General features: G+C 53.1%; 23 protein-coding genes and 1 pseudogene. 16 read left to right on the top strand and 8 right to left on the bottom strand.

Annotated features, from left to right (window positions below):
• Positions 1–7 precede the first annotated feature (7 nt).
• The 3 genes from AC1DUO_RS08240 to AC1DUO_RS08230 all read right to left on the bottom strand — a co-directional run bounded on the left by AC1DUO_RS08240 (position 8) and on the right by AC1DUO_RS08230 (position 3,554).
• Positions 8–946, bottom strand: a complete 939-nt coding sequence (locus tag AC1DUO_RS08240) for an ABC transporter permease (RefSeq protein ID WP_119262442.1) — start codon at positions 944–946, stop codon at positions 8–10.
• Positions 947–1,040: 94 nt separating this feature from the next.
• On the bottom strand, positions 1,041–2,582 hold the full coding sequence (locus AC1DUO_RS08235; protein WP_187514645.1) for an ABC transporter substrate-binding protein: 1,542 nt from the start codon (positions 2,580–2,582) through the stop codon (positions 1,041–1,043).
• Between the two features lie 69 nt (positions 2,583–2,651).
• Positions 2,652–3,554: a homocysteine S-methyltransferase family protein gene (locus AC1DUO_RS08230; RefSeq protein WP_119262322.1), complete on the bottom strand. Its 903-nt coding sequence runs from the start codon at positions 3,552–3,554 to the stop codon at positions 2,652–2,654.
• 599 nt (positions 3,555–4,153) lie between these two features.
• On the opposite strand from AC1DUO_RS08230, the gene fhuE reads away from it, so the two are divergent.
• The 9 genes from fhuE (at position 4,154) to AC1DUO_RS08185 (ending at position 14,588) form a co-directional block, all read left to right on the top strand.
• Positions 4,154–6,379 carry a ferric-rhodotorulic acid/ferric-coprogen receptor FhuE gene (gene fhuE, locus AC1DUO_RS08225; RefSeq protein ID WP_119262323.1) on the top strand — a complete coding sequence of 742 codons (2,226 nt, stop codon included), beginning with the start codon at positions 4,154–4,156 and terminating at the stop codon, positions 6,377–6,379.
• Between the two features lie 336 nt (positions 6,380–6,715).
• Positions 6,716–7,753 carry a dipeptidase gene (locus AC1DUO_RS08220; RefSeq protein WP_119262324.1) on the top strand — a complete coding sequence of 346 codons (1,038 nt, stop codon included), beginning with the start codon at positions 6,716–6,718 and terminating at the stop codon, positions 7,751–7,753.
• A 170-nt stretch (positions 7,754–7,923) separates the two neighbouring features.
• Complete coding sequence (gene pqqA, locus AC1DUO_RS08215) at positions 7,924–7,995, top strand: pyrroloquinoline quinone precursor peptide PqqA (RefSeq protein WP_013578120.1); 72 nt, start codon at positions 7,924–7,926, stop codon at positions 7,993–7,995.
• Positions 7,996–8,053: 58 nt separating this feature from the next.
• On the top strand, positions 8,054–8,965 hold the full coding sequence (gene pqqB, locus AC1DUO_RS08210) for a pyrroloquinoline quinone biosynthesis protein PqqB (RefSeq protein WP_477986993.1): 912 nt from the start codon (positions 8,054–8,056) through the stop codon (positions 8,963–8,965).
• A gap of 11 nt (positions 8,966–8,976) precedes the next feature.
• The gene (gene pqqC, locus AC1DUO_RS08205) at positions 8,977–9,744 is read left to right on the top strand and encodes a pyrroloquinoline-quinone synthase PqqC (protein ID WP_037032804.1); all 768 of its coding nucleotides are present in this window, start codon (positions 8,977–8,979) and stop codon (positions 9,742–9,744) included.
• Positions 9,745–9,770: 26 nt separating this feature from the next.
• On the top strand, positions 9,771–10,028 hold the full coding sequence (gene pqqD, locus AC1DUO_RS08200) for a pyrroloquinoline quinone biosynthesis peptide chaperone PqqD (RefSeq protein ID WP_037033221.1): 258 nt from the start codon (positions 9,771–9,773) through the stop codon (positions 10,026–10,028).
• On the top strand, positions 10,015–11,148 hold the full coding sequence (pqqE, locus tag AC1DUO_RS08195; RefSeq protein WP_437176668.1) for a pyrroloquinoline quinone biosynthesis protein PqqE: 1,134 nt from the start codon (positions 10,015–10,017) through the stop codon (positions 11,146–11,148). Before pqqD ends, pqqE begins: the two co-directional genes overlap by 14 nt.
• Before the next feature lie 7 nt (positions 11,149–11,155).
• Complete coding sequence (gene pqqF / locus AC1DUO_RS08190) at positions 11,156–13,348, top strand: pyrroloquinoline quinone biosynthesis protein PqqF (protein WP_119262326.1); 2,193 nt, start codon at positions 11,156–11,158, stop codon at positions 13,346–13,348.
• 112 nt (positions 13,349–13,460) lie between these two features.
• Positions 13,461–14,588, top strand: coding sequence for a GGDEF domain-containing protein (locus AC1DUO_RS08185; RefSeq protein WP_119262327.1), 1,128 nt, complete (start codon positions 13,461–13,463; stop codon positions 14,586–14,588).
• A 44-nt stretch (positions 14,589–14,632) separates the two neighbouring features.
• Here AC1DUO_RS08185 and lldD read toward each other — a convergent pair whose 3' ends face one another.
• The 5 genes and pseudogenes from lldD to AC1DUO_RS08160 form a co-directional block, all read right to left on the bottom strand.
• Entirely contained in the window at positions 14,633–15,796 is a 1,164-nt protein-coding gene (lldD, locus tag AC1DUO_RS08180) for an FMN-dependent L-lactate dehydrogenase LldD (RefSeq protein ID WP_013578113.1), read from the bottom strand.
• 202 nt (positions 15,797–15,998) lie between these two features.
• The gene (locus tag AC1DUO_RS08175; RefSeq protein WP_112151433.1) at positions 15,999–16,265 is read right to left on the bottom strand and encodes a hypothetical protein; all 267 of its coding nucleotides are present in this window, start codon (positions 16,263–16,265) and stop codon (positions 15,999–16,001) included.
• The gene (locus tag AC1DUO_RS08170; RefSeq protein ID WP_014416654.1) at positions 16,234–16,452 is read right to left on the bottom strand and encodes a hypothetical protein; all 219 of its coding nucleotides are present in this window, start codon (positions 16,450–16,452) and stop codon (positions 16,234–16,236) included. The genes AC1DUO_RS08175 and AC1DUO_RS08170 overlap by 32 nt, the downstream gene beginning before the upstream one ends.
• A 95-nt stretch (positions 16,453–16,547) precedes the next feature.
• Positions 16,548–16,880 (bottom strand): annotated as a pseudogene (locus AC1DUO_RS08165) (ATP-binding cassette domain-containing protein); the annotation flags it as partial.
• Positions 16,881–17,005: 125 nt separating this feature from the next.
• A complete protein-coding gene (locus AC1DUO_RS08160; protein WP_013578112.1) occupies positions 17,006–17,224 on the bottom strand; it encodes a YgdI/YgdR family lipoprotein in 219 nt (72 codons plus the stop codon).
• Between the two features lie 378 nt (positions 17,225–17,602).
• Between AC1DUO_RS08160 and AC1DUO_RS08155 the strand changes: the two genes are divergently transcribed.
• The 7 genes from AC1DUO_RS08155 (at position 17,603) to AC1DUO_RS08125 (ending at position 22,938) form a co-directional block, all read left to right on the top strand.
• The gene (locus AC1DUO_RS08155; RefSeq protein WP_013578111.1) at positions 17,603–17,977 is read left to right on the top strand and encodes a hypothetical protein; all 375 of its coding nucleotides are present in this window, start codon (positions 17,603–17,605) and stop codon (positions 17,975–17,977) included.
• Between the two features lie 112 nt (positions 17,978–18,089).
• The gene (gene hutW, locus AC1DUO_RS08150) at positions 18,090–19,415 is read left to right on the top strand and encodes a heme anaerobic degradation radical SAM methyltransferase ChuW/HutW (RefSeq protein WP_014416651.1); all 1,326 of its coding nucleotides are present in this window, start codon (positions 18,090–18,092) and stop codon (positions 19,413–19,415) included.
• Positions 19,402–19,914: a heme utilization cystosolic carrier protein HutX gene (gene hutX / locus AC1DUO_RS08145; RefSeq protein WP_014416650.1), complete on the top strand. Its 513-nt coding sequence runs from the start codon at positions 19,402–19,404 to the stop codon at positions 19,912–19,914. Before hutW ends, hutX begins: the two co-directional genes overlap by 14 nt.
• Positions 19,911–20,534: an NAD(P)H-binding protein gene (locus AC1DUO_RS08140; RefSeq protein ID WP_112151436.1), complete on the top strand. Its 624-nt coding sequence runs from the start codon at positions 19,911–19,913 to the stop codon at positions 20,532–20,534. The genes hutX and AC1DUO_RS08140 overlap by 4 nt, the downstream gene beginning before the upstream one ends.
• A 167-nt stretch (positions 20,535–20,701) precedes the next feature.
• Positions 20,702–20,923 (top strand): YdgH/BhsA/McbA-like domain containing protein, encoded by a 222-nt coding sequence (locus AC1DUO_RS08135; protein ID WP_014416648.1) that lies wholly within the window; start codon positions 20,702–20,704, stop codon positions 20,921–20,923.
• Between the two features lie 195 nt (positions 20,924–21,118).
• Entirely contained in the window at positions 21,119–22,468 is a 1,350-nt protein-coding gene (locus tag AC1DUO_RS08130; protein ID WP_119262329.1) for a type II toxin-antitoxin system HipA family toxin, read from the top strand.
• A complete protein-coding gene (locus tag AC1DUO_RS08125; protein ID WP_013578106.1) occupies positions 22,465–22,938 on the top strand; it encodes a helix-turn-helix transcriptional regulator in 474 nt (157 codons plus the stop codon). The genes AC1DUO_RS08130 and AC1DUO_RS08125 overlap by 4 nt, the downstream gene beginning before the upstream one ends.
• Positions 22,939–22,958 lie beyond the last annotated feature (20 nt).

Genomic DNA, 22,958 nt, shown 5'->3' with positions numbered 1-22,958 from the left:
CTAAGATTCAGCGGTTGTGGCGTAAACGCGGATTGGCGACCAGTGACATCACATCCGCCAGCAAATTCAGCAGGATATAAATGCCAGCCAGCAGCAACGCGCAATCCTGCATCACCGGAATATCACGTTTGCTGATGCTGTCGACCATGTACTGCCCGAGTCCCGGATAAACAAATACGTTCTCAACAATCACCACACCGACCATCAGATACGCCAGATTGATCGCCACGACGTTGATGATCGGCCCCACGGCATTGGGCAATACGTGACGCCACAAAATGCGCGACGGCGACAGCCCTTTGAGCAACGCAGTATCGACATACGCCGAACTTTGCGCGGCAATCAGCGCGGCGCGGGTCATGTTGCTCATATGGCCAAGGATCGCCAGCACTAGCGTGGCACACGGCAGGGAAATGGCGGAGAGTTTAGCTGCCAGCGGCATATCCGCCGTAATACTGCTGTTGCTCGGCGCCCATGCCAGCGTGATGGCAAAAATCAGGATCAGCAGATAGCCGGAGAAAAACTCCGGCAGCGCGACGGTTGCGCGGGTGATGGCGTTGAGCAGCGTATCAATTACGCTGCCCTGATAACGAACGGAAATAAATCCGATCAGCAGCGCCAGCGGAACCGCAATCGCGGCGGTACATCCGGCCAGAAACAACGTGTTGCCCAGGCGGGTAAACAGCGGGCCGCTGATGGCTTCACGGGTGGAGAAACTGGTGCCAAAATCGCCGTGCAACACACCGGCCAACCAGCTCAGATAACGGCTGACTGCCGGTTTATCCAGCCCCAGTTGCAAGTTCAGTTCGCGGATGGCATCCGGCGTGGCGCTCTGGCCGAGGATCGCCGTCGCAGCATTGCCCGGCAGCAGTTGCACACCGGCAAAAATCAGCACGGAAACTGCCAGCACCACCAGCACGCCATAAAACAGGCGTATCAGCACCATGCTCAGCAAGCTGGAATGAGGTTGCGAAAAACGGCCCGCAGGCCGTTGAGTCGCTTTCTGTTGTGCAGATAAGTCAGACATATTTTTACCCGGTTCAGCCTTCGATCCAGACTTTCTCTGCCGCACGGTTACCGCTCAGCGGCATCCCCGGAACGGACGTGAACCCTTTGATTTTGGCGGAACAACCGTCGAGTGCATCGGCATACAGCGGAATGATCTCGCTGCCCTGATCAACCAGCATCACCTGAATGTCATGGTAAATCTGTTTGCGGCGCGCTTCGTCCGCTTCACCGCGCGCGGCTTTGACCATCGCATCGAAAGCCGGAACGTGCCACGCGGATTCGTTCCATGAAGACTGGCTGGTGAATACCAGCGAGAGCAGCGCATCGGCGGTCGGACGGTTCGCCCAGTTCGACGACACGAAGGCTTTCTTCTGCCAGATATCATTCCAGAACGCATCGTCCGGCACGCGCACCACATTCAGATTAATGCCAGCTTTGGCGGCGGATTGCTGATAAAGCTGACCGGCATCAACCGCACCAGGGAAACCGGCATCGGCAACGTTCAGGGTCAGCGGGCCGCTGAACCCGGATTTCTTCCAGTGGAACTGGGCTTTTTCAGGGTCGTACGGACGTTGCGGAATGTCTTTCGCGAAGTAACGGTTCGACGGGAAAATCGGGTTATCGTTCGCCACGCTGGCATAACCGCCGAGCACGGTATCGATAATTTTCTGACGATCGATGGCGTATTTCAGCGCCAGACGGCCATCAACATTATCGAACGGCGCCAGATTCGACAGCCCCGGGAAGGTATAAATCATACTGTCTTTGGCGCGCACCAGTTTCAGGTTCGGCATACGTTCGATGCGGCTGACGATGCGCGGATTCACACGGTTAATCAATTGTGCCGAACCACTGACCAGTGCCGCCACACGGGCCGTTGAATCATTCATCGCCAGCGTTTCGACAGAATCGACATGCCCGCGTTCGCTGTTCCAGTAGTTCGGATTGCGTTTAGTCAGCGTAGAGACGCCCGGCTGGAATTTCTCAAGGATAAATGCGCCGGTACCGATGCCTTTGTCAAAGTTTTCATTTTCAGCGGTAATGGCGAAATGCACGGCGCTCAGCAGCCAGACGAATTCAACGTCCGGCGCGGTCAGTTTAATCGTGACTTCATGGTCGCCGGTGGCTTCAATTGCACTGACGGTATCGAGATAACCTTTCACCGGCGAGGTGGATTTCTCACCACGATGGTGATTCAGGGAGTACACCACATCTTTCGCGCCCAGCGAGCGGCCATCGTGGAACTGCACGCCCTGGCGAATTTTCAGCACCCAGGTTTTGCTGCCGTCGGTTGAGGCCCAGGCTTCAGCCAGCGAGGGGGCCAGTCTGGCGTTTTCGTCGATTTCCACCAGATTGTTAAACATCTGAGAACCGACGAAATACATGTAAGTTTCGAACCAGAATGCCGGATCCAGACGGTCAGTGCTGGAAGCGTTATCCACACCAACAACCAGATGCCCGCCTTTTTTCGGCTTTTCTGCCTCCGCAGCAAAGGCATTGCCCAGCCACAAAGAGTGGGTAGCCGCAGCAACGGAAAGTGCCCCCGCACTTTTGATAAACGAACGACGATCAATCATGTTTTTCCCCTGTCTGCGAAGAATGCATCTTCAGAATTAATGTGCGTTTTATTCTTTTTATGGATGTTATTTAGCGAAGGCCTGCTTAAGCGCGGCGATGTGTTCAGGCCCGATCCCGCAACATCCCCCGACCATGGTGGCACCCTGCGCCACCCAGTCTTTCGCGAAATCCAGGTATCCGGCAGGATCGGTGTCCTGACGCATTTTGCTCAGCCCTTCATTGGCACCGCGCTGATTATCGGAAGGTTCGAAGGCATTGGCATACACGCCGATATCAAGCGCAGATCCCTGCGCCGTCAGTGCGGCACGCGCGGTTTTCACCGCCGTGGCCATCACTTCAGGCCGGCTGCAATTGAACAGCACCGCACTGGCAGAAATCCGTAATGCGCCGTTTACGGCATCATCAACTGATTCGCCGGAGCGCAGCAGCGCATTGCCATTTTCATCAAGATTGTCCTGCAAGGTAAAAGACAGCCACAGCGGACGCGGGTCATCGCCGAGCACATCACGCACGGCTTCGACTTCCGCCACAGAGCTTTGCGTTTCGGCCAGCCAGACATCGACGCTGTCCGTCAGATTATTCACCAGCACTTGCAGTAATTTTTTGGCTGCCACCGGTTCGAACAGATCCGGACGATAAGACCCGAGAACCGGAGGAAGTGAACCCGCGACCAGCACATCAGCCGGTGCAGCATCCGCTGCTTCCCGCGCCAGCTTGCCGGAAAGCGCAATCAGCGCCGCGCCCTGCTCCACAAAAACATCTTCACTAATATGGAACGGCACTACGGCGTAACTGTTGGTGGTGATGACCTGAGAACCGGCAGCAATAAAAGCATCGTGAGCGGCTCGCACAAATTCCGGAGCCTCCATCAGTGCCAGCGCAGACCATTCAGGCTGACGAAAAGGAGCGCCCATCCGGGCCAGTTCGCGCCCCATGCCGCCGTCGAGGATTTTAACGTTACTGAACATTGTGTCACCGCCGTTGTATTTTTCTTAGCCGAATCAAACGTTAATCCGGCAGGTGGTGACACTCTACAAAACGAACGTTTAGATGTCTAGATTTCTTAATGGCTAAAAGGTGGGTTTTTAATGGCAAATTGGTCTCACTCGCCGTGAAGGGTGAAAGGGTTTTTATCTTTGCTCCTCACCCTGCGAAGGGGTGGGAGCTAACTGAGCACTTTCTCAGCAACGTCTGGCGGCCAGACCGGGGCGGTTTTTGGCTCCTCCCCCTGCGAAGGGGGAGGCTGGGAGGGGGTTTTAAATACAAAGCAATGAGTTAAAGCACACTTTGAATTTAGTTTTTGACCTTAATACCCCACCCCAGCCCTCCCCTTCGCAGGGGAGGGAGCTATGCGACAACCCCCACTCCTCCCCCTGTCTGTAATATTTATTTACATCGTTAAACCCAATGCGTATTATTCTCATTCGCTTTATTAACCATGACCTTTTTATCTTGTCCAGCCCTTGTTCCGGGGGATTCTGGCGGGATTTGCTCATGCAGATAAAGCCGTATTCATACAAAAATGCCGTGGCTTAAAAATAAAAAAATAACCGTCTGGAGAATAGTTATGTGTGTCTTTTCAGGGAATTGCGTTGTCAGGAACAATAAGCAAAATATTCATAATAATTCAGGAAAGAAACTTTCACTTTCAGTGATCGCATTGTTAATTTCGTCGTCTTTGCATTCTGCTTATGCCGCAGAAACTCCCGCTAAAAAAACGGCGGGCGATACCGTTGTCGTGACCGGTGAGAATAATAGCGCCGGGGTCGCGGAGACTGCCGCCACCGATTACAGTGTTCCGGTCACCACTGCGGGCACAAAAATGGCCCTGACGGCGCGCGATATTCCGCAATCCGTCAGTATCATCAGCAAGCAACGTATGCAGGATCAGCAACTGCAATCTCTGGGTGATGTGCTGAGAAACACCACCGGTATTCAGGAAAGCGTCTCGGATCTCGACCGCCGTACTTATTACGCGCGTGGCTTTCTGATCGACAACTACATGGTCGATAACATTCCGACCACCTTCGACCCGCGCTGGGATCTGGGTGATTCCCAGTCTGACACGGCGATTTATGAACGTATCGAAGTGGTGCGCGGTGCAACCGGTCTGATGACCGGCCCCGGCAACCCGTCAGCATCCGTCAATCAGGTGCGTAAACACGCCGACAGCAAAGAATTCACCGGCAATGTTTCTGCTACTTACGGTAGCTGGAATAAACAACGTTACGTGGCAGATTTATCCACACCGCTGAACGAATCCGGCAGCGTACGTGGCCGCCTGATCACCGGTTATCAGGACAAAAACAGCTACGTTGAACGCTACGGCGCCACCAAAAAATTCGTCTATGCCACCGTGGATGCCGACCTCACCGATTCCACCCTGCTTTCCGCAGGCTACGAATTCCAGCAAACCAACACCGACAGCCCGACCTGGGGCGGTATGCCGCGCTGGTATCTGGACGGCAGCAAAACCGATTATCGTCGCGGCTTTAACTCCGCACCGGACTGGGCGTACAGCGATAAAGAAACGACTAAGCTGTTCACCACCCTGAAGCAGTCGTTCGATAACGGCTGGCAGGCCACGCTGAATGGCACCCATACCGAATCCCGTATCGACAGTAAGATGATGTATATCGACGGGACATTCGATAAAACCACCGGCGTCGGCGAATCCGCTTATGCCGGTTATCCGGTGGTGGCGGGAACCGGTTATAACACCGGTAAACGTAAAGTCGATGGTGTAGATGCCTTTGCCAGCGGCCCGTATGAACTGTTTGGCCGTCAGCATGAACTGATGACCGGTGTGAGCTACAGCAAACAGCAGAACACCTATTACAGTTCATTTGCCAATATCTCAACCGAAGAACTGGGCAATTTTAACGATTTCAACGGTCAGTTCCCTGAAACTGACTGGAGTCCGCGCGCGCTGGCGGAAGAAAATGTTATCCGTCAGAAATCGGCTTACGTGGCTACGCGTCTTTCACTGGCGGATCCGCTGCACCTGATCGTTGGCGCACGCTACACCAACTGGAATTCTCACACGCTCACCGACCAGATCGAGAAGAACAACATCACGCCGTACGCAGGTCTGGTGTTCGACATCAACGATACCTGGTCGACCTATGCGAGCTACACCTCAGTGTTCCAGCCGCAAACTTACCGCGATATCAACGGCGGCTACCTTTCACCGGTCATCGGCAAAAACTACGAAGCGGGCGTAAAATCTGACTGGTTTAACAGCCGTCTGACCGCGTCGGTTTCTATCTTCCGCGCGGAGCTGGATAACGTGGCACAAAGCACCGGCCGCATTATTCCTGGCACAACCGATACCGCCTATGAAGGCAAAAACGGCACCGTCAGCCGCGGCGTGGAATTTGAAGTGAACGGCGCGCTGACCGATAACTGGCAGATGACGTTCGGCGGTACCCGTTACATTGCAGAAGATGAAAATGGCGATGCAGTTAATCCGCAACTGCCGCGCACCCAGCTAAAACTGTTCTCCAGCTACCGTCTGCCGATGTTGCAGGATCTGACCGTCGGCGGTGGCGTGAACTGGCAGACCCACGTCTGGGATACCGTTCCGGGCCCAAGCGGCAACGGCACCCGTTATGCGGAACAAGGCAGCTACGCGCTGGTTAACCTGTTCAGTCGTTATCAGGTCACCAGACAACTGGCGGTGCAGGCCAACGTGAATAATCTGTTTGACAAAGAATATGACACCAGCGTGAACCAGTATGTGGTCTACGGCGAACCAAGGAATGTGTCGGTGACGGCGAGCTATAGTTTCTGATTTGCTGAGGCCGCAGCAATAATTCAAATGCAGAATGTTTTTCTGTTTGCTCCTCCCCCTGCGAAGGGGGAGGTTGGGAGGGGGTTTTAATGGCTAATTCTTTGTAAAAGCACACTTTAACTATTGGATTTTGACCTTAATACCCCACCCCAACCCTCCCCTTCGCAGGGGAGGGAGCTGACTGAGATTTGCCTGACCAGCAGACAAAAGGTCAAAGCCGTATTTTTCTTTCACCTCCACATGAAAACAAGTCAGTCAAATCACTTAACATCACCCAAACAAACCATTACATATTCCGCATACATTTTCGTGCTTTTATAAAGTACCATTAACATCATGAACTCCATTCCACATCCCCCTGTCTTCGACGGTCATAACGACCTGTTACTGCGCCTGTGGCTGCATGATGCAGCAGATCCTGCTGCCCTGTTTCTTGATGGCTCACTGGAAGGACATCTCGATCTCAGGCGTTGTCGCCTCGGTGGCTTCGCGGGTGGCTTATTTGCCATTTTCGTACCACCTGATTCGTATATGCCACAACTGAAGCCAAATTCTCCGGCTGTGCCTCATGACGCGTTAGCCATCACACAGGCACAGATTTCACTGCTGGAACGTATCGAAACACAGTCATCCGGGCGGGCAAAAATCTGCCGGACGGTTGCCGAAATTGAGCAGTGTATCGCTCACGACGTGCTGGCAATGGTGATGCATATTGAAGGCGCGGAAGCGCTGGGAGATGACTTCTCGCGGCTGGAACTCTGGTATGAAAAAGGGCTGCGCAGCATCGGCCCACTGTGGAATTTACCCAATCAGTTTGGGACCGGCGTGAAAGGCGATTTTCCGGGTTCGCCGGATACCGGTGAGGGTCTGACGCCCGCCGGGCTTGGATTGCTGCGTGAGTGTAACCGGAAAAGGATCTTGTTCGATGTCTCGCACATGAACGAAAAGGCCTTCTGGCAGACGGCAAAACTCACCGATGCACCGCTGGTTGCCACCCATTCCAATGTGCATGCGCTATGCCCGCAACCGCGCAACCTAACCGATAAACAACTGGCTGCCATTGCGGAAAGCGACGGCTTTGTTGGCGTTAATTTCGGCACAGCGTTTCTGCGGGCAGATGGAAAACGTAACGGTGACACCCCAATCACCGAAATTGTTAAACATCTTGATAACCTTCTTGGTAAACTGGGCGAAGAAAATGTCGGTTTTGGTTCGGATTTCGACGGCATCAATGTGCCGGATGTCCTCGGCGATGTCGCCGGATTGCCGTTACTGATTCAGGCCATGTCTGATGCGGGTTACGGCGACGTATTGATCGAAAAAATCGCCTGCCGTAACTGGCTGAAAGTATTAAAGCAAACGTGGGGTGAATAGTTTTTCATCCGGAATTTTGCGCTAATCCCTGTGGCTTACAGGGCAATATCGGTTTGAGCTCATCGCAACATTTTCTTAGCCAAACCAGCGATATTTGACAATAAGCCGATCACCTGCCGCAATTAAAACGGCAGTGAACTTAAAACTGTAATCACCAAGAGGACGTAATTATGTGGACTAAACCTTCTTTCGAAGACCTGCGTTTAGGCTTAGAAGTGACGCTGTACATTTCTAACCGCTAAGCCCTTGTGCCCACGGTTAACTGTGGGCATCTTCCTTCCCTTTCCCCCTGGTTCTCACATGCAGATTATCGTACTTGGTTCCGCGGCAGGCGGCGGCTTCCCTCAGTGGAACTGCAATTGCAGCAACTGTCAGGGCGTTCGCAACGGCACCATGAAAACCTCTCCGCGGACCCAGTCGTCAATTGCCGTCAGCGACAATGGCACCGACTGGGTGCTGTGTAACGCCTCGCCGGACATTTGCCACCAGATTGCCGCCACGCCGGAACTGATAAAACACGACGTTTTACGCGGCACCGCCATCGGCTCCATCATCCTGACCGACAGCCAGATTGATCACTGCACCGGCCTGCTGAATTTACGCGAAGGCTCTCCGCATCAGGTGTGGTGTACGCCGGAAGTGCATGAAGATCTCACCACCGGCTTCCCGATTTTCACCATGCTTTCGCACTGGAATGGCGGCCTGCAACACCACGCTATCGGGCCGGAGAAGCGCTTCTCCGTGGCGGTGTGCCCGAATCTGAAATTCACGGCCATTCCGCTGCTGAGTAACGCGCCGCCTTATTCGAAATACCGCGGCAAACCGCTCCCCGGCCACAATATCGCGCTGTTTATTGAAGACACGAAAACCGGCACCTCGCTGCTGTACGCACCGGGTCTGGGCGAGCCAGATGATGAACTGCTGAAGTGGCTGCATAAAGCCGATTGCCTGCTGATTGACGGCACGCTGTGGCAGGACAACGAGCTGGCGACCACCGGCGTCGGCCGCAATACCGGCAAGGACATGGGCCATCTGGCCCTTGCCGAAGAACAAGGGCTGATTGCCCTGCTGTCTTCCCTTCCGGCAGAACGCAAAATTCTCATCCATATTAATAATACCAACCCGATCCTCAATGAAGCCTCTGCCGAGCGGCAGGCACTGACGCAGCAAAACATCGAAGTCAGTTGGGACGGGATGCGCATCGAACTTTAGGTAAAACGATTATGACGACATCTTCAAACCGGACGTCACCGATGACGCCGGAAGCTTTTGAACAGGCGCTGCGGGCCAAAGGCGCGTTTTATCACATCCATCATCCGTACCATATTGCGATGCACAATGGTCAGGCGACGCGCGAGCAAATTCAGGGCTGGGTAGCGAACCGGTTCTATTATCAGACCAGCATTCCGCTGAAAGACGCGGCCATTATGGCCAATTGCCCGGATGCGCAAACCCGACGCAAATGGGTGCAGCGTATTCTCGATCACGACGGATACGGCGGCAGTGAAGGCGGTATCGAAGCCTGGCTGCGACTGGGGGAAGCGGTCGGTCTGGATCGTGATGTGCTGCTTTCAGAAGAAAGGGTGTTACCGGGCGTGCGTTTTGCGGTCGATGCTTACGTTAACTTTGCCCGCCGCGCCGTCTGGCAGGAAGCGGCATGCAGCTCGCTGACTGAACTGTTCGCCCCGCAAATCCATCAGGCGCGTCTCGATACCTGGCCGCAGCATTACAAATGGATTGAGGAAGAAGGTTACGGTTACTTCCGCAGCCGCCTGAGTCAGGCGAATCGCGACGTGGAACACGGCCTGCAACTGGCGCTGGAATACTGCGATACCGTCGAAAAACAGCAGCGCATGCTGGAAATCCTGCAATTCAAACTCGACATTCTGTGGAGCATGCTCGATGCCATGAGCATGGCTTACGAACTGAACCGCCCGCCATACCACAGCGTGACGCAACAGGCGGTCTGGCATAAAGGACGACTTCTGTGATCACCATTACCGAACACTACACGCCGATGTTCCGTCGCGGCTACCGCATGCAGTTTGAGAAAACGCAGGACTGTCACGTGATTTTATACCCGGAAGGGATGGCGAAACTTAACGACAGCGCGACCTTCATTTTGCAACTGGTCGACGGCGAGCGGACGATTGCCAATATCATCGATGAGCTGAATGCCCGCTTCCCGGAAGCCGGTGGCGTGAATGATGACGTCAAAGATTTCTTCGCTCAGGCCCATGCTCAAAAGTGGATTACCTTCCGTGAACCTGCTTAAACCTGCGGTCAAACCACCGTTGTGGCTGCTGGCCGAACTGACCTACCGCTGCCCGTTGCAATGTCCGTATTGCTCGAACCCGCTTGATTTCGCCAAACAGGACAAAGAGCTGACCACCGCACAGTGGATCAAAGTGTTCGAAGAAGCGCGGGAAATGGGTGCAGTGCAAATCGGTTTCTCCGGCGGCGAGCCATTGGTGCGTAAAGATTTGCCTGAGCTTATCCGCGCTGCCCGCGATCTCGGTTTTTACACCAACCTGATCACGTCCGGTATCGGGCTGACCGAGAAGAAAATCGATGCGTTTGCCGAAGCCGGACTGGATCATATCCAGATCAGTTTTCAGGCCAGCGATGAAACGCTGAACGCCGCACTGGCGGGTAACGCCAAAGCCTTCAGGCAAAAACTGGAGATGGCAAAAGCGGTGAAAGCCCACGGTTATCCGATGGTGCTGAACTTCGTGCTGCACCGCCATAACATCGACCAGATCGACAAGATTATCGACCTGAGTATCGAGCTGGAAGCCGATGACGTTGAGCTGGCGACCTGTCAGTTTTACGGCTGGGCGCAGCTTAACCGCGAAGGACTATTGCCGACCCGCGAGCAGATCGCCCGCGCCGAAAATGTGGTGCATCAGTATCGCGAGAAAATGGCGGGCACCGGTAATCTGGCCAACCTGCTGTTTGTGACGCCCGATTATTACGAAGAACGTCCGAAAGGCTGCATGGGCGGCTGGGGAGCGATATTCCTCAGTGTGACGCCGGAAGGTATGGCGCTGCCGTGCCACAGCGCGCGTCAGTTGCCGGTCGAATTCCCGTCTGTACTGGAAAATACCTTGCAGGAAATCTGGTACGACTCGTTCGGCTTTAACAAATACCGCGGCTTCGACTGGATGCCGGAACCCTGCCGTTCCTGTTCTGAAAAAGAGAAAGACTTCGGCGGCTGCCGCTGTCAGGCGTTTATGCTCACCGGCAACGCCGACAACGCCGATCCGGTGTGCTCCAAATCCGAACATCATGGCAAAATTCTGGCAGCTCGCGAACAGGCCAACTGTACCAACATTCAGATCAATCAGTTGCAGTTCCGCAACCGCGCGAACTCGCAGTTGATTTTTAAAGGCTGAGGGTCTGATGCTGCCAGCCGTACACACCCTGACACTGGCTAACGGATTGCGGGTCAATATTCTTCATGACCCGCAGGCCTCGCGTGCTGCCGCACTCATTCATTTGGATGCCGGAAGTCATCACGAACCGCCCGCGTTTCCCGGTCTGGCGCACCTGTTCGAGCACGTCGTGTTTGCCGGAAGCCGTCAGTTTCAGGGTGATGAACGGCTGATGATGTGGGCGCAGTCCGAAGGGGCGCGACTCAACGCCAGCACGCACGCCACCTCGACGGCGTGGTTTTTCGATATGACACCGGCAAAGTTTGCAGACGGTCTGGCGCGTCTGACGGACATGCTGGCGCAACCTTTGCTGGCAACGGAGGCCGTGCAGCAGGAAGTGGCGGTGATCGACGCCGAATACCGGATGCTGACCGGTCATGCGGATTCCCTTTGTAATGCGGCGCTGAGTCTGGCCTTTGCGGCTCCGGCACAACTGCATGATTTTCACGTCGGTAACCGTACCGCTTTCGGTGAGGATATTTCCGCTCTGCAACAGGCACTGACGGACTATCATCAGCAATTCTTCACCGCAGGGCAGCTCACGTTGTGGTTACAGGGGCCGCAATCTGTCGCTGAACTGACCACGCTGGCAGAGCATTACGGCAATGCCTTTGTTGCCTGCAACGGTTCTCAGCCAGCGCCTGCTCAGCCTCTGGTATTGCGCGACGAACGCCATCTGCAATTGCGTCTTGACGGGTCACCACGACTGCGTTTTTCGTTCCCGGTCACGCCCTCGCCCGCGCTGACGTTATTGCGTCAGCTCCTGGCGGATGAAGCGCCGGGCAGTTTGCTGGATCAACTTCGAACCCAGGCGCTGGCAGACAACGTGCAGGTTTCGCTGCCGTACGCATCCGACAGTGACGCTATTCTCAGTATTGAATTTCTCGCCTGCGATACCACGCCTGCTTTATGTGCACGTGTGGAAACACTGTTCTGCCACTGGCTGCAACAGATTCATGCTTTACGCACCGGGCATTTGCAACATTACATTGCCCTCGCGCATCGCGATTTCAGCCGCCTGACGCCGTTGGATCAACTGCGCGTCCGCACCCTGGATTTCCCGCCCGCCGCGCATAACGGCTGGCAGATATTGCTCAGCGAGTTAAAGCCGGAAAACATGACGCGGCTGTGGATTGCGCCGGATGTGTCTGGTCAAAACACCCCGGTAAAAGGCTTCACCCTGCCGGTCAGTTTTAAAGAATGGCAATCACAATGTGACAACGTCACGAAATCACCTTTTAGGTTTTACCTCCCGTCCGCCGGAATCACGCATAAAACAGGGGAAAGCATCCTGACCACCGGTGCCCCGCTGACCTTACTTCAGGCGTGTATCGCCCGCGCCAGCCTGCGCGCCCTTTGCGCGCAATCTGCCCATGCAGGTCATTCTCTGGTGTTTACCTGTGCGCAGGGCAACGGATTATTACAACTTAGCGGCTCTCAGGCATGGGCGACGCGCACGCTCGCCACGGCGCTCGAACTGCTGCGCGCGCCTTCTCCCGCCGCGCTGGCACAAGGCAAACGGCTGTTTGAGCAGGAACAGCATCAGCTGGCATCGGATATCGCGATACGCACCCTGCTGGCAAAACTGCCGGAAGTGGTCAGCAGCTCGTCAGGCGGAGTGCATGAATTCACGACCGCCGGAGACGATGCTGCGGTATTGCTATTCTGTCCGCTGGCGGAAAACACCGCTGAATGCCTGGCCGCCACGCAGATTTTAGCGTCGTTCCTCGAACCCAAATTCTTCCAGCAATTGCGCGTCGAAAAAAATGTCGGATACGTAGTGAGTTGCCGTTTCCATCAGACCGCCCGCCAGTCCGGCATTTTGTTTGCATTACAATCGCCGACGTATAGCGCAGAAACACTGCTGGGGTTTATCCATACGTTTATCGCGCAGATCCCGGCCATCATTGACGGCATTACCCCGGAGACACTGGAAGAAAAGCGCTGCGTGTTGCGGGAATCGCTTAGCGCGCGGCCCGCTGACAGGCTGGAAGCGGCGAGGCAGCAATGGTTAAGGGAGTTTGCCTTTGCGCCCCCCGTGAATGAGATGATCATCGCGGGCGTAACTGGGGAACAACTGGCTGCCTGTCTGGGAACACCGGACAACGCCTTCCCCTGCGAAGGGGAAGGTTGGGGTATTACAAAAAAATCAAGAAGTTGATGTCTGCTTTGGCCATCGTTTCGTCCTTAAAACCCCTCCTGGCCTCCGCAGGGGGAGGAGTAAAAACTCTTCTTCGTCTACACTATTCACGAAGACGACGTTAAGGAAAACCATGCAAAAAACCACTCACACGCTGCAAGACACAGCGTTTAACGCCCTGCTGGATCACTATAAAAAAGCCTCACTGCGCATCAGCGCTATCTGGTTGCTGCTCGCCAATCTTGGTTTTGTGCTTTTTTTATTCGGACGTCATCAGTTCAGGGTATTACTGGATCCGAACGCCGACGTGGCGGTTTCCGGTCCGGTGCTGGATAATTTAGCCCTGATTTTCCTGGTATTTTTTATCATTCTTTTGCCCGTGCTGCGCTTCATACGCTCACGTACGCCCGCGATGATACTGGCGTTTCTGGTCGGTTTATTCTGGGCCGTGGTGTTCCATTTCATGCTGGCCAGTGACACGCAGCAACAACTGGTCTTCCCGCTGTTCTGTATGCTGATTTTTACGGCGCTGATTGCGCTGTACCCGACCATGCCGATCCTTTACAGCTTCACATTACCGCTGTGGTTTTCATTATTTTTTCATCTGGTACTGCTGAAAGCGGATATTCCGATTCTGGAAATCGCTGCGATGATTGTCGTCAGCGCCCTGTTTGAAAGCGCGCGTATTATGCTCAGCCGCTGGTTTGTCCTTTCTGTCAGGCGGGAATGCGACAACCAGTTGCTGGTCAGTAAGCTGGATAATCTGGCGCATTATGATCCGCTGACGGGCGTAGCGAACCGCCGCCAGCTCGATAATCAGCTTGAACAACTGATTGCGCAAACGGAACGTCAGGGCGGCACCTTTTCCCTGATCATGATTGACGTGGATTATTTCAAAAAATACAACGACCATTACGGCCATCAGGCCGGAGATACTTGTCTGGTGGGCATCGCGGAGTGTTTCAAACAGGTCGTAAGACAACCGGCCGATCTGGTGGCCCGTTATGGCGGTGAGGAGTTTGTGATCCTGCTACACAGCGCCACCGCCGACGATGCGGAGGTCGTCGCGGAACGCATCAGGCAAAGCGTAACGCAGGCGGCTATCCCGCACGCCTTATCACAGGTGGCAGACACGGTGACGGTCAGCCAGGGCATTATGCAATGGTCGCCGGGCATGACTTCGCTGGAATTACTCAAACGTGCCGACGGTGCGCTGTATGACGCCAAACATGCGGGCAGAAACGGCTATTGCGTGGGGTAATGAAACAGGGCGTGGCTTCAAACGGAAGTTGCGCCCTCTGCATTTTACAAGGTCGCGCGATGCACCTGATTCCGTCCGTAAACCAGCGAATCGCCACTGATATCAGCAATGGATTTCGCCCCGGTCAATGTCATCGCTACCCGCATTTCTTTTTCGATCAGGTTCAGCAGATTAATGACCCCGGCCTCGCCCGCCGCCGCCAGCGCATACACAAACGCCCTGCCCAGCAGCACGCTGTCTGCACCGAGCGCAATCATGCGGACCACGTCCAGACCGGTGCGAATGCCGGAATCGGCGAGAATGGTGATGTCACCTTTCACCGCGTCTGCAATAGCCGGCAGTGCGTGGGCGGTGGACAACACACCGTCAAGCTGACGGCCGCCGTGGTTGGAGACCACAATGCCATCAGCACCAAATTTCACCGCGTCTTTTGCATCTTCCGGATCCAGAATCCCTTTGATAATCATCGGGCCTTTCCAGAACTCACGGATCCATTCCAGATCTTTCCATGAAATCGACGGGTCGAAGTTTGCGCCCAGCCAGCCGATATAATCCTCCAGCGTGGTGGGTTTGCCGCGATAAGCGGAAACATTACCCAGATCATGCGGTTTGCCATTCAGCCCCACATCCCAGGCCCATTGCGGATGCATGACCGCCTGCAACATGCGGCGTGCAGCGGCGTTTGGACCGCTCATGCCGGAATGCGCATCGCGATAACGTGCGCCGGGCGTCGGCATATCCACGGTAAACACCAGTGTTTTAACCCCCGCCGCCTGCGCGCGTTCCAGCGCATTGCGCATGAAACCCCGGTCTTTCAACACATAAAGCTGGAACCACATCGGCCGGTCGATGGCCGGTGCAACCTCTTCAATCGGACAGACAGAGACGGTGGAAAGCGTGAAAGGAATGCCTTTTTTCGCCGCCGCGCGTGCAGCCTGCACTTCGCCGCGTCGCGCGTACATACCGGTCAGACCGACCGGTGCCAGCACGACGGGCATCGCCAGTTTTTCGCCAAACAGTTGTGTCTCAAGACTGAGATCGGACATGTTTTTGAGGATGCGCTGACGCAAGGCGATGTCGGCCAGATCGGCGGTATTACGTCTGAGTGTATGCTCGTTGTAAGCGCCGCCGTCGATGTAATGAAACAGGAATGGCGGCAGTTTACTTTTTGCCGCGGCGCGGTAGTCCGTTGATGCAGAAATGATCATGATGTTTTCTCGTTATCTTGCGCTCTTTTGATTGGCGCTGTAGGGGTGTCAAAAGTGTAGCTGATAAACACAACCTGAGAGAAAACAATGGCAACGAAAAACCATATTTTTACGCGGCAGAGCATGGGAGTAGAAAGAAGGAGAAATCTTGAAAATGCGCGGCGGGTTTAATCTCGCCGCATTGATGATGTCCACGGATTCATCATTTATCGGGTTTGTTCAGATGCCAGTGTAAAAGCCTGACGATCACCTGATACAAAAGAACTGTGATAACAGGACAAATAATAAATAGCGTCAATCCGATAAAGCCTTCAACGTCTGGTTCTCCAAATAACGCGGCTGTGTCATTCCAGAAGATATATTGTTCTTTAGTCACCGGGGATGAAGGCCGCAGAATAAGAAAAACCAGAACGTAAATGCCCACTGCAATTAATATTCTAAATCCCGTTGTCACACGACGCCTGCCCATTCAGGATCACCTCTATCATTCCATAACTCATTAAACCATTGGGTAATTCTGTCTGCCGGGTAGACATCAAGGCCTGACGAATAGCCATAAAATCACTGCGATGCTGAAGGGTGAAAGTACCTGCGCCGAACCTCTTCAGTGGTAAAAAACACGCATCATTAACGACAAATTCTCCATGCAAGGTCATGAAGCATCATCCTTAAATTTAACTTAACACGAGATTTTACAAGTTTGAATGACAAAAAAGCATGACGCTCGCTCCACAATCTATAACACCCCATTTCACCGCACAATACACATCGGCCTGCCCGACGCCGGTTCAGGGTAGATTTGCACATCGATATCAAAAACCTGCGCCAGCAATTCGGGTGTCATCACCTCTTCCGGCGTGCCCTGCGCGATAATTTTGCCCGCCGCCATCATCACCAGATAATCACAATAGCGGCTGGCCTGATTCAAATCGTGCAGCACCGCCACCCGCGTTTTCCCCTGCTGATTCTGACTGCGCAGCAGGTTCATCAGCTCAACCTGATGGCTGATATCAAGATAGGTGGTCGGCTCGTCGAGCAGCATCAGCGATGTCAGCAAACGTGCTCTATTTCCCCTTGAACCAGACCATAAGAGAGATTTATGTTTTTCGGGCTGGCAATCGGCTATAACTTTCTGAGAAAGAAATATATATTTTTACCCTGCAGATGACGCCATTAATGATATTAATGGCGGTTCCTGTGCCAGCGCACTTATTTTTCGACAATCTCTTTTACGTCACCCTGATGAACCTGGTGAACACTGCCATCAGTATCTTTATAAGAGATCAGACCGGTATCTTTGTCTTTCACCGGCTTGCCATGTGTTGTAATCATATGCCCGTCATTGGTTGAAATGACATAGTCACTGGAACAGGCACTGACAGCAAACATGATGCCCATAACAGCCACTACGCTTAATACTTTTTTCATCATAACTCCTGTTGAATTTTAACGCTAAACATCCGAAAAACACGCTATCAGGCTAATAAATATATCATTATTTTCTAACCATCCACTTTCGCATAAGCGTATTCTGATGGCTCATGTTATGCGTTAATACTGTCCTTAAATACAACGCTTTGACAACGGGATGCTGAAAAATAAGGATGATGTTAATATTTTAACATCCTGATAAAGAATTTTTTATGCGTACATTACGCAGAATCCATGCGCATATTTTCTAATTTTAAATTGTTGGCGCTCGTACCGGAACGCGATAATATTCATTATCGGGCGTCCGCAGAGGTATATGCGCAGCAATATCATCATGCCCGGTAAAAGAGAGAATCAATAACCGGAATAGCTCTAATGAAAAATGAGATGAGAATAACTATGCTCAGGAAACCAATATTACTCACGCTGATATTTCTGATATCAGCATGTGCGGGTGAAAAGAATTTTTCAGTGGATTATATTAATAATCATCCCTGGGACATTGCTTATTGTTTACGTCAGAACCTGAATCAAAAAGGCTATCAAACCGGAACACCCGAAAATGATGCAGCCAATATAATGAAAGAAATGACCGTAAGTAAAAATGGAGAAACAGCGGGTATCTACTGGATTGATAAAGCCACTGTGGGGTCTATTGGCCGCTCAGTAAGTACACATAACGTTCAGGACTGGGCGTATCGGGATATGGATGCCGTGTTGCATCAATGTAAGTCAGAACTGGATCAGTAATCCTTTTTAACTTGATACAGATCATCTAAAACGCGGGTTAGGTTTGATCGAATGATAATCATTATCGTTTAATGCTCGGGAATGATTGATTCTTCAGGAGAAGAAGAACCCTATGAGCTTAGACCTCTCGCGTTTTTATGCCGCTGATCAGGGACTGCCATTTCCCGACCGGCGGGCAGTGATGCCATGGCGGCCTCAGCAGCCCGTCGCCCCGCAGGATGTCCCTGCACAGTGGCAGGCGCTCTGCATGCGCACACTTGCGGCCAATAAGCGCCTGGTCTATCTGCATATCCCTTTTTGTGCCACGCACTGTACATTCTGCGGGTTCTACCAGAACAAGCTGGAAGCGCAAGCCACAGAACAATACTGCGATTATCTGATCCGCGAAATTGAGCAGGAAGCCGGTTCGCCGCTGCATCAGTCCGCCCCTGTCCACGCCGTGTACTTTGGTGGCGGCACGCCGACCGCGCTCAGCGCGAAACAACTGCACCGGATTATCACCACGCTGCGCCGCAGTTTACCCCTGGCGCCGGACTGCGAAATCACCGTCGAAGGACGTATTCTTAACTTTGATGATGAACGGATTGATGCCTGTCTGGATGCCGGTGCGAACCGCTTTTCCATCGGTATTCAGACCTTTGACACGCGCATCCGCCAGCGAATGGGGCGCCGCGCGGACCGTGACGAAGCCATCAGTTTCCTGCGTAAACTCGGCGAACGTGACCGGGCTGCCGTGGTCTGCGACCTGATGTTCGGATTGCCGGAGCAGACGCCTGAGAGCTGGCGGGAAGATTTGCAGATTATCCGCGACCTGCCGCTGGATGGCGTTGATCTTTATGCGCTGAACCTGCTGCCTTCCACGCCGCTGGGCAAAGCGGTCGGGAATAAACGCACTACACTGCCGGATGTCAGCATGCGCCGCGATTTTTATCTCGAAGGCGAGGCGTTTCTGGCGCGTGATGCCTGGCATCAGATCAGTAACAGTCACTGGGCGCGCAACACCCGCGAGCGCAATCTCTACAATTTGCTGATCAAAAAAGGCGCGGATTGTCTGGCCTTTGGCAGCGGGGCGGGCGGCAATCTGGAGGGTCAGTCGTATATGACGGCGCGCAGTCTGGAAGCATATTACCAGCAACTGGACGCCGGGTTGAAACCTATCATGATGATGACAGCGTCAACCACCCGCGAGCACCGCTGGCGGCTGGATTTGCAGGGCGGCATCGAAGCGGGCCGTTATGATCTCAGCCGTATTGTTGAAGACCCCTTCCCGCTTGAACCCCTGTTGCAACAATGGCAACAGTGCGGCCTGATGCACAGCGAAGGCCCGCGTTTTAATCTCACGCCTGCCGGGCGGTTCTGGGCCAGCAATATGTTGCAGGCCTTACAAACACTGATCCCTCAACTGACCTTACGGAATGACGCACATGCACACGGATAACCTTCAGTCCCTGATCGACTTTTTAGCCACGCAACCCGACGGCACTGTCGAAGATATCGCCCGGGAATATGCCATCACGCCGCTGGAGGTGATCCGCAATCTGCCGGGAAGTTATCTGTTTGCAGGCACGCATTTTGATGCGGTCTGGGACAACATCACGGCATGGGGTGAGGTCACAACGCTGGTGAATAACGAGGATCTGATCCTCGAATTCCACGGCGAATTGCCGACCGGCACGCATCGTCACGGCTACTTTAATTTGCGCGGTAAACACGGAATGAGCGGCCATATCCGTGCCACACACTGCCAGCATATTGCCCTGGTTGAACGGCCATTTATGGGAATGAGCACAGCAAGTGTCTGGTTTTTAAACGCTTGCGGTTATGCCATGCTCAAGGTTTTCGTCGGGCGCGACAGCCATCACCAGCTTCTTGCCGATCAGCTGAATGCTTTTCGTGCCCTTCCCGCCATGCTGGCTGAGAGAGAGAAACAACCTTGAATACTTTGCTGATTTTTGGCGCAGGCAGCGGTGTCGGCGCAGAACTGGTTAAGCTCACGGCGCAGGATCGCCCGGTAGTGGCACTGATCCGCAACCCTGAACAAGCCGCAGTATTGCGTGAACAGGGCGTGACCGTCATTGAAGGCGATGCACTCAATTCCGCAGATGTATTGCAGGCCTGCCAGATGGCCGGTCCGGACGCGCAAATCGTGTCAACGCTGGGTGGCAAACTTGCCGATTACACTGCCAACCGGCTGATCATTGATACCGCAGAACAAGCCGGCATCCGCCAGATGTTGCTGGTGACGTCTATCGGTTGCGGCGACAGTTGGCCAACGTTATCCGCACGGGCAAAACAGGCGTTCGGCCAGGCGGTTCGTGAGAAATCACTGGCGGAAAGCTGGCTGCAAACCAGCTCGCTCGAAGGATGTATCCTTCGTCCCGGTGGCCTGATGAACGGTGAGGCGACCGGCAAAGCGCACCTGATCCAAACCGAAGCTCACGGCCGCGTGCGCAGGAGCGATGCCGCCCTGCACATCCAGCAACTGCTGGCCTCAGGCGATGGCTGGGGCAAAGTGTTTGCGCTGTGTGATTCGACGCTGGAGGGAGAACGGTTCTGAATTAAATGCCCCGGAAACGGGGTATTTCGCCCCCTGACATGTTATTCAGAAATTTTAACCAATATCAGCAAATCACTTCGCTATTCATTCTAATCCCACGGCGTTATTCTTCTTCTCATCGAAGGCACATGGCCTTCCCCAAACAAACATTGAGAAGGAATGACATCATGAAATCTATCAAAACTTTCGTTGTTGCTGCTGCACTCGCCACGGTTTCTTTCGGTAGCTTCGCCGCTGAAATCGGCACTGTATCTGCTTCTGGCAATACATTAGAGGGCCTGGAATCCACCTTCGCAGCCAAAGCTGCTGCCGCCGGTGCAACCTCTTATAAAATCATCGAAGCCGGTGGTCAGAACCGTCTTCACGGCACTGCCGTGTTGTACAAATGATTTGCTGAAGTCCTGAGATAAAAACAAAAGCCGCTCCTTTTACAGAGCGGCTTTGTCATTGGGGTAAAAAACATAATGAGTGGGATATCACTCATTATTGCTTTAAAAAACCTTTAATGAGTTATTTAGGTAACATTAAATGGACTCTCATTGGATAATGAGTAATATACCACTCATACACTAATGGGAGCCCATATGGAATTTTTAACGTTACAAGCTTTCCTCAATAATACCTGGGTTGATATTGCTAACATCACTTTTCCCGGCAGTGAGCAGAATAACTATCGTCTGACCGAACTGAATTATCATTCGGATTACGCTATTGATAACCTTGATCGTGACGATAACCATGCCGCATCGTTGAATCACCCCGTCTCTTTGTTTTTTGATGGTGACGATGAGCGGGGTTGGCTGAAGTTTCTTGATGATATTATTCCCAGCGGTTCAAGTCGCCGCTATTGGGCAAACTATCTCGATCTCGAAGGACTGACAGCCGATCAGCAAAATTTCATTTTGCTCAAACATGGCACCTTGTCCCCTGTTGGCAATCTGCGCATAAAAGAATCATTACCGGAATATAATCCGCTGGCTGAAAAACTTTTCTTCACTATAGAAGATGTTAAAAACCGGGCGGGTGACTTTCTGGACTACGCACAACAACGCGGTGCGGCTGCCGGTGGCGCGACAGGCGCCGGGGGCGAAGCACCAAAGCTGTTGCTGCGTTGTAGTCAGGAACAGCAAATCTGGATTGATACCTACCAGAATGACACTGCCAACCGGGACATTCCCTATTTGGTCAAATATCCCCGTGGCGCAAGAACAGAGGTAGACTGCAATATTCTTCGGGCAGAATTCTATTTCTACCATGAGCTTGAAGCCATGGGGTTTGACACGATCCCGACGCAAAACATGCGGCTGGAAGAAGGGCTGACTTATCCGTCACTCTGGCTTCCGCGTTTTGATATTTCTTTTGAAGAGGAAGGACTTATCAGACGTTTCGGAATGGAATCAGTCTATTCACTCCTGCGCAAAGCGCCCGGTGTGACGCTGTATCATGAAGAAACCCTCCGTGCACTGATCGATAAGATTTCACACAGTCATATGGTGACAGAACAAGGTTTTGATTTTGATATCCCGGGGTTTGTGACTGAATGGGTACAACGAGATCTGCTCAATATTATTTTTGGTAACAGCGATAATCATGGGCGTAACACCTCTTTCCTGAAAGATGAACGCAGCATCCGGCTTGCACCAATCTACGATTTTGCGCCGATGAAAGCCGATCCGGAAGGTATTGCCAGAACGACGAAATGGAAGGCTCCGCTGGAAATCGGCGGTGAATACGATTATCCCGGCATTGCACAATCACTCGATGATCTTGTCCCGGCAGAAACATTACTTTCGGCACTTAAAAACACGTCACATCAACTGTCGGGACTGAAAGAGCGGCTGGAAGCCCGTGGCATACCGCAGCAAATTTTGAACATGCCCGCGATAAGTTTCAGTTTTATTCCTGAAAAGTTACGCCGCTGGGGGTTGTTATGAAAGAACCAGAGATTGCCGCAAACTCTGCGAGAAATACCATTGATAAAATACGGGCTAAACAAAATGAGGCGAATCATGTGCGGCGTGACGCCGGACAAATGCTGGCTCAGGAAGAAACATCTTCCACGGGAAAAAAACAAGCCCAGCGAAGAGTGTCGAACCTGACGAAACCCGTCAGCACCAATGACCGAAATCAAGCCCGGCTCGACATCATGCGGGCGTTACTTTTGGGTGAAATCACGCAGGGACAAGCACTAAAAGCACTGAGGATTACGGTGCTGGGGTTAAAACAAGACGCCTTTGGGAAATTAGTGACAGTGTCACGTAAGACGCTATCAGAAGTGGAAAATGATAAGGGAAATTACACGCCTGACATCATCAACAAACTGTTTAGACCATTTGGCCTGAAAGTCGGGCTGGTGCCGGTTTCTCAGCAGATATTCAGGACTCTCTTTGAGCGCAGTGAGTAAGATGTAAAAAAAAGCCGCTC

The organism is Rahnella sp. P4_A8 (assembly GCF_056402435.1).
The sequence above is the reverse complement of the archived record's forward strand: the minus strand, read 5'-3'. Positions and strand labels throughout refer to the sequence as shown.

Excerpts from the sequence above, each read along its gene's own strand:
- AC1DUO_RS08240 (WP_119262442.1), bottom strand. The coding sequence starts at position 946 with ATGGTGCTGATACGCCTGTTTTATGGCGTGCTGGTGGTGCTGGCAGTT.
- AC1DUO_RS08230 (WP_119262322.1), bottom strand. The coding sequence starts at position 3,554 with ATGTTCAGTAACGTTAAAATCCTCGACGGCGGCATGGGGCGCGAACTG.
- fhuE (WP_119262323.1), top strand. The coding sequence starts at position 4,154 with ATGTGTGTCTTTTCAGGGAATTGCGTTGTCAGGAACAATAAGCAAAAT.
- AC1DUO_RS08220 (WP_119262324.1), top strand. The coding sequence starts at position 6,716 with ATGAACTCCATTCCACATCCCCCTGTCTTCGACGGTCATAACGACCTG.
- pqqB (WP_477986993.1), top strand. The coding sequence starts at position 8,054 with ATGCAGATTATCGTACTTGGTTCCGCGGCAGGCGGCGGCTTCCCTCAG.
- pqqC (WP_037032804.1), top strand. The coding sequence starts at position 8,977 with ATGACGACATCTTCAAACCGGACGTCACCGATGACGCCGGAAGCTTTT.
- pqqD (WP_037033221.1), top strand. The coding sequence starts at position 9,771 with ATGTTCCGTCGCGGCTACCGCATGCAGTTTGAGAAAACGCAGGACTGT.
- pqqF (WP_119262326.1), top strand. The coding sequence starts at position 11,156 with ATGCTGCCAGCCGTACACACCCTGACACTGGCTAACGGATTGCGGGTC.
- AC1DUO_RS08185 (WP_119262327.1), top strand. The coding sequence starts at position 13,461 with ATGCAAAAAACCACTCACACGCTGCAAGACACAGCGTTTAACGCCCTG.
- lldD (WP_013578113.1), bottom strand. The coding sequence starts at position 15,796 with ATGATCATTTCTGCATCAACGGACTACCGCGCCGCGGCAAAAAGTAAA.
- AC1DUO_RS08175 (WP_112151433.1), bottom strand. The coding sequence starts at position 16,265 with ATGGGCAGGCGTCGTGTGACAACGGGATTTAGAATATTAATTGCAGTG.
- AC1DUO_RS08170 (WP_014416654.1), bottom strand. The coding sequence starts at position 16,452 with ATGACCTTGCATGGAGAATTTGTCGTTAATGATGCGTGTTTTTTACCA.
- AC1DUO_RS08160 (WP_013578112.1), bottom strand. The coding sequence starts at position 17,224 with ATGAAAAAAGTATTAAGCGTAGTGGCTGTTATGGGCATCATGTTTGCT.
- AC1DUO_RS08155 (WP_013578111.1), top strand. The coding sequence starts at position 17,603 with ATGAAAAATGAGATGAGAATAACTATGCTCAGGAAACCAATATTACTC.
- hutW (WP_014416651.1), top strand. The coding sequence starts at position 18,090 with ATGAGCTTAGACCTCTCGCGTTTTTATGCCGCTGATCAGGGACTGCCA.
- hutX (WP_014416650.1), top strand. The coding sequence starts at position 19,402 with ATGCACACGGATAACCTTCAGTCCCTGATCGACTTTTTAGCCACGCAA.
- AC1DUO_RS08135 (WP_014416648.1), top strand. The coding sequence starts at position 20,702 with ATGAAATCTATCAAAACTTTCGTTGTTGCTGCTGCACTCGCCACGGTT.
- AC1DUO_RS08130 (WP_119262329.1), top strand. The coding sequence starts at position 21,119 with ATGGAATTTTTAACGTTACAAGCTTTCCTCAATAATACCTGGGTTGAT.
- AC1DUO_RS08125 (WP_013578106.1), top strand. The coding sequence starts at position 22,465 with ATGAAAGAACCAGAGATTGCCGCAAACTCTGCGAGAAATACCATTGAT.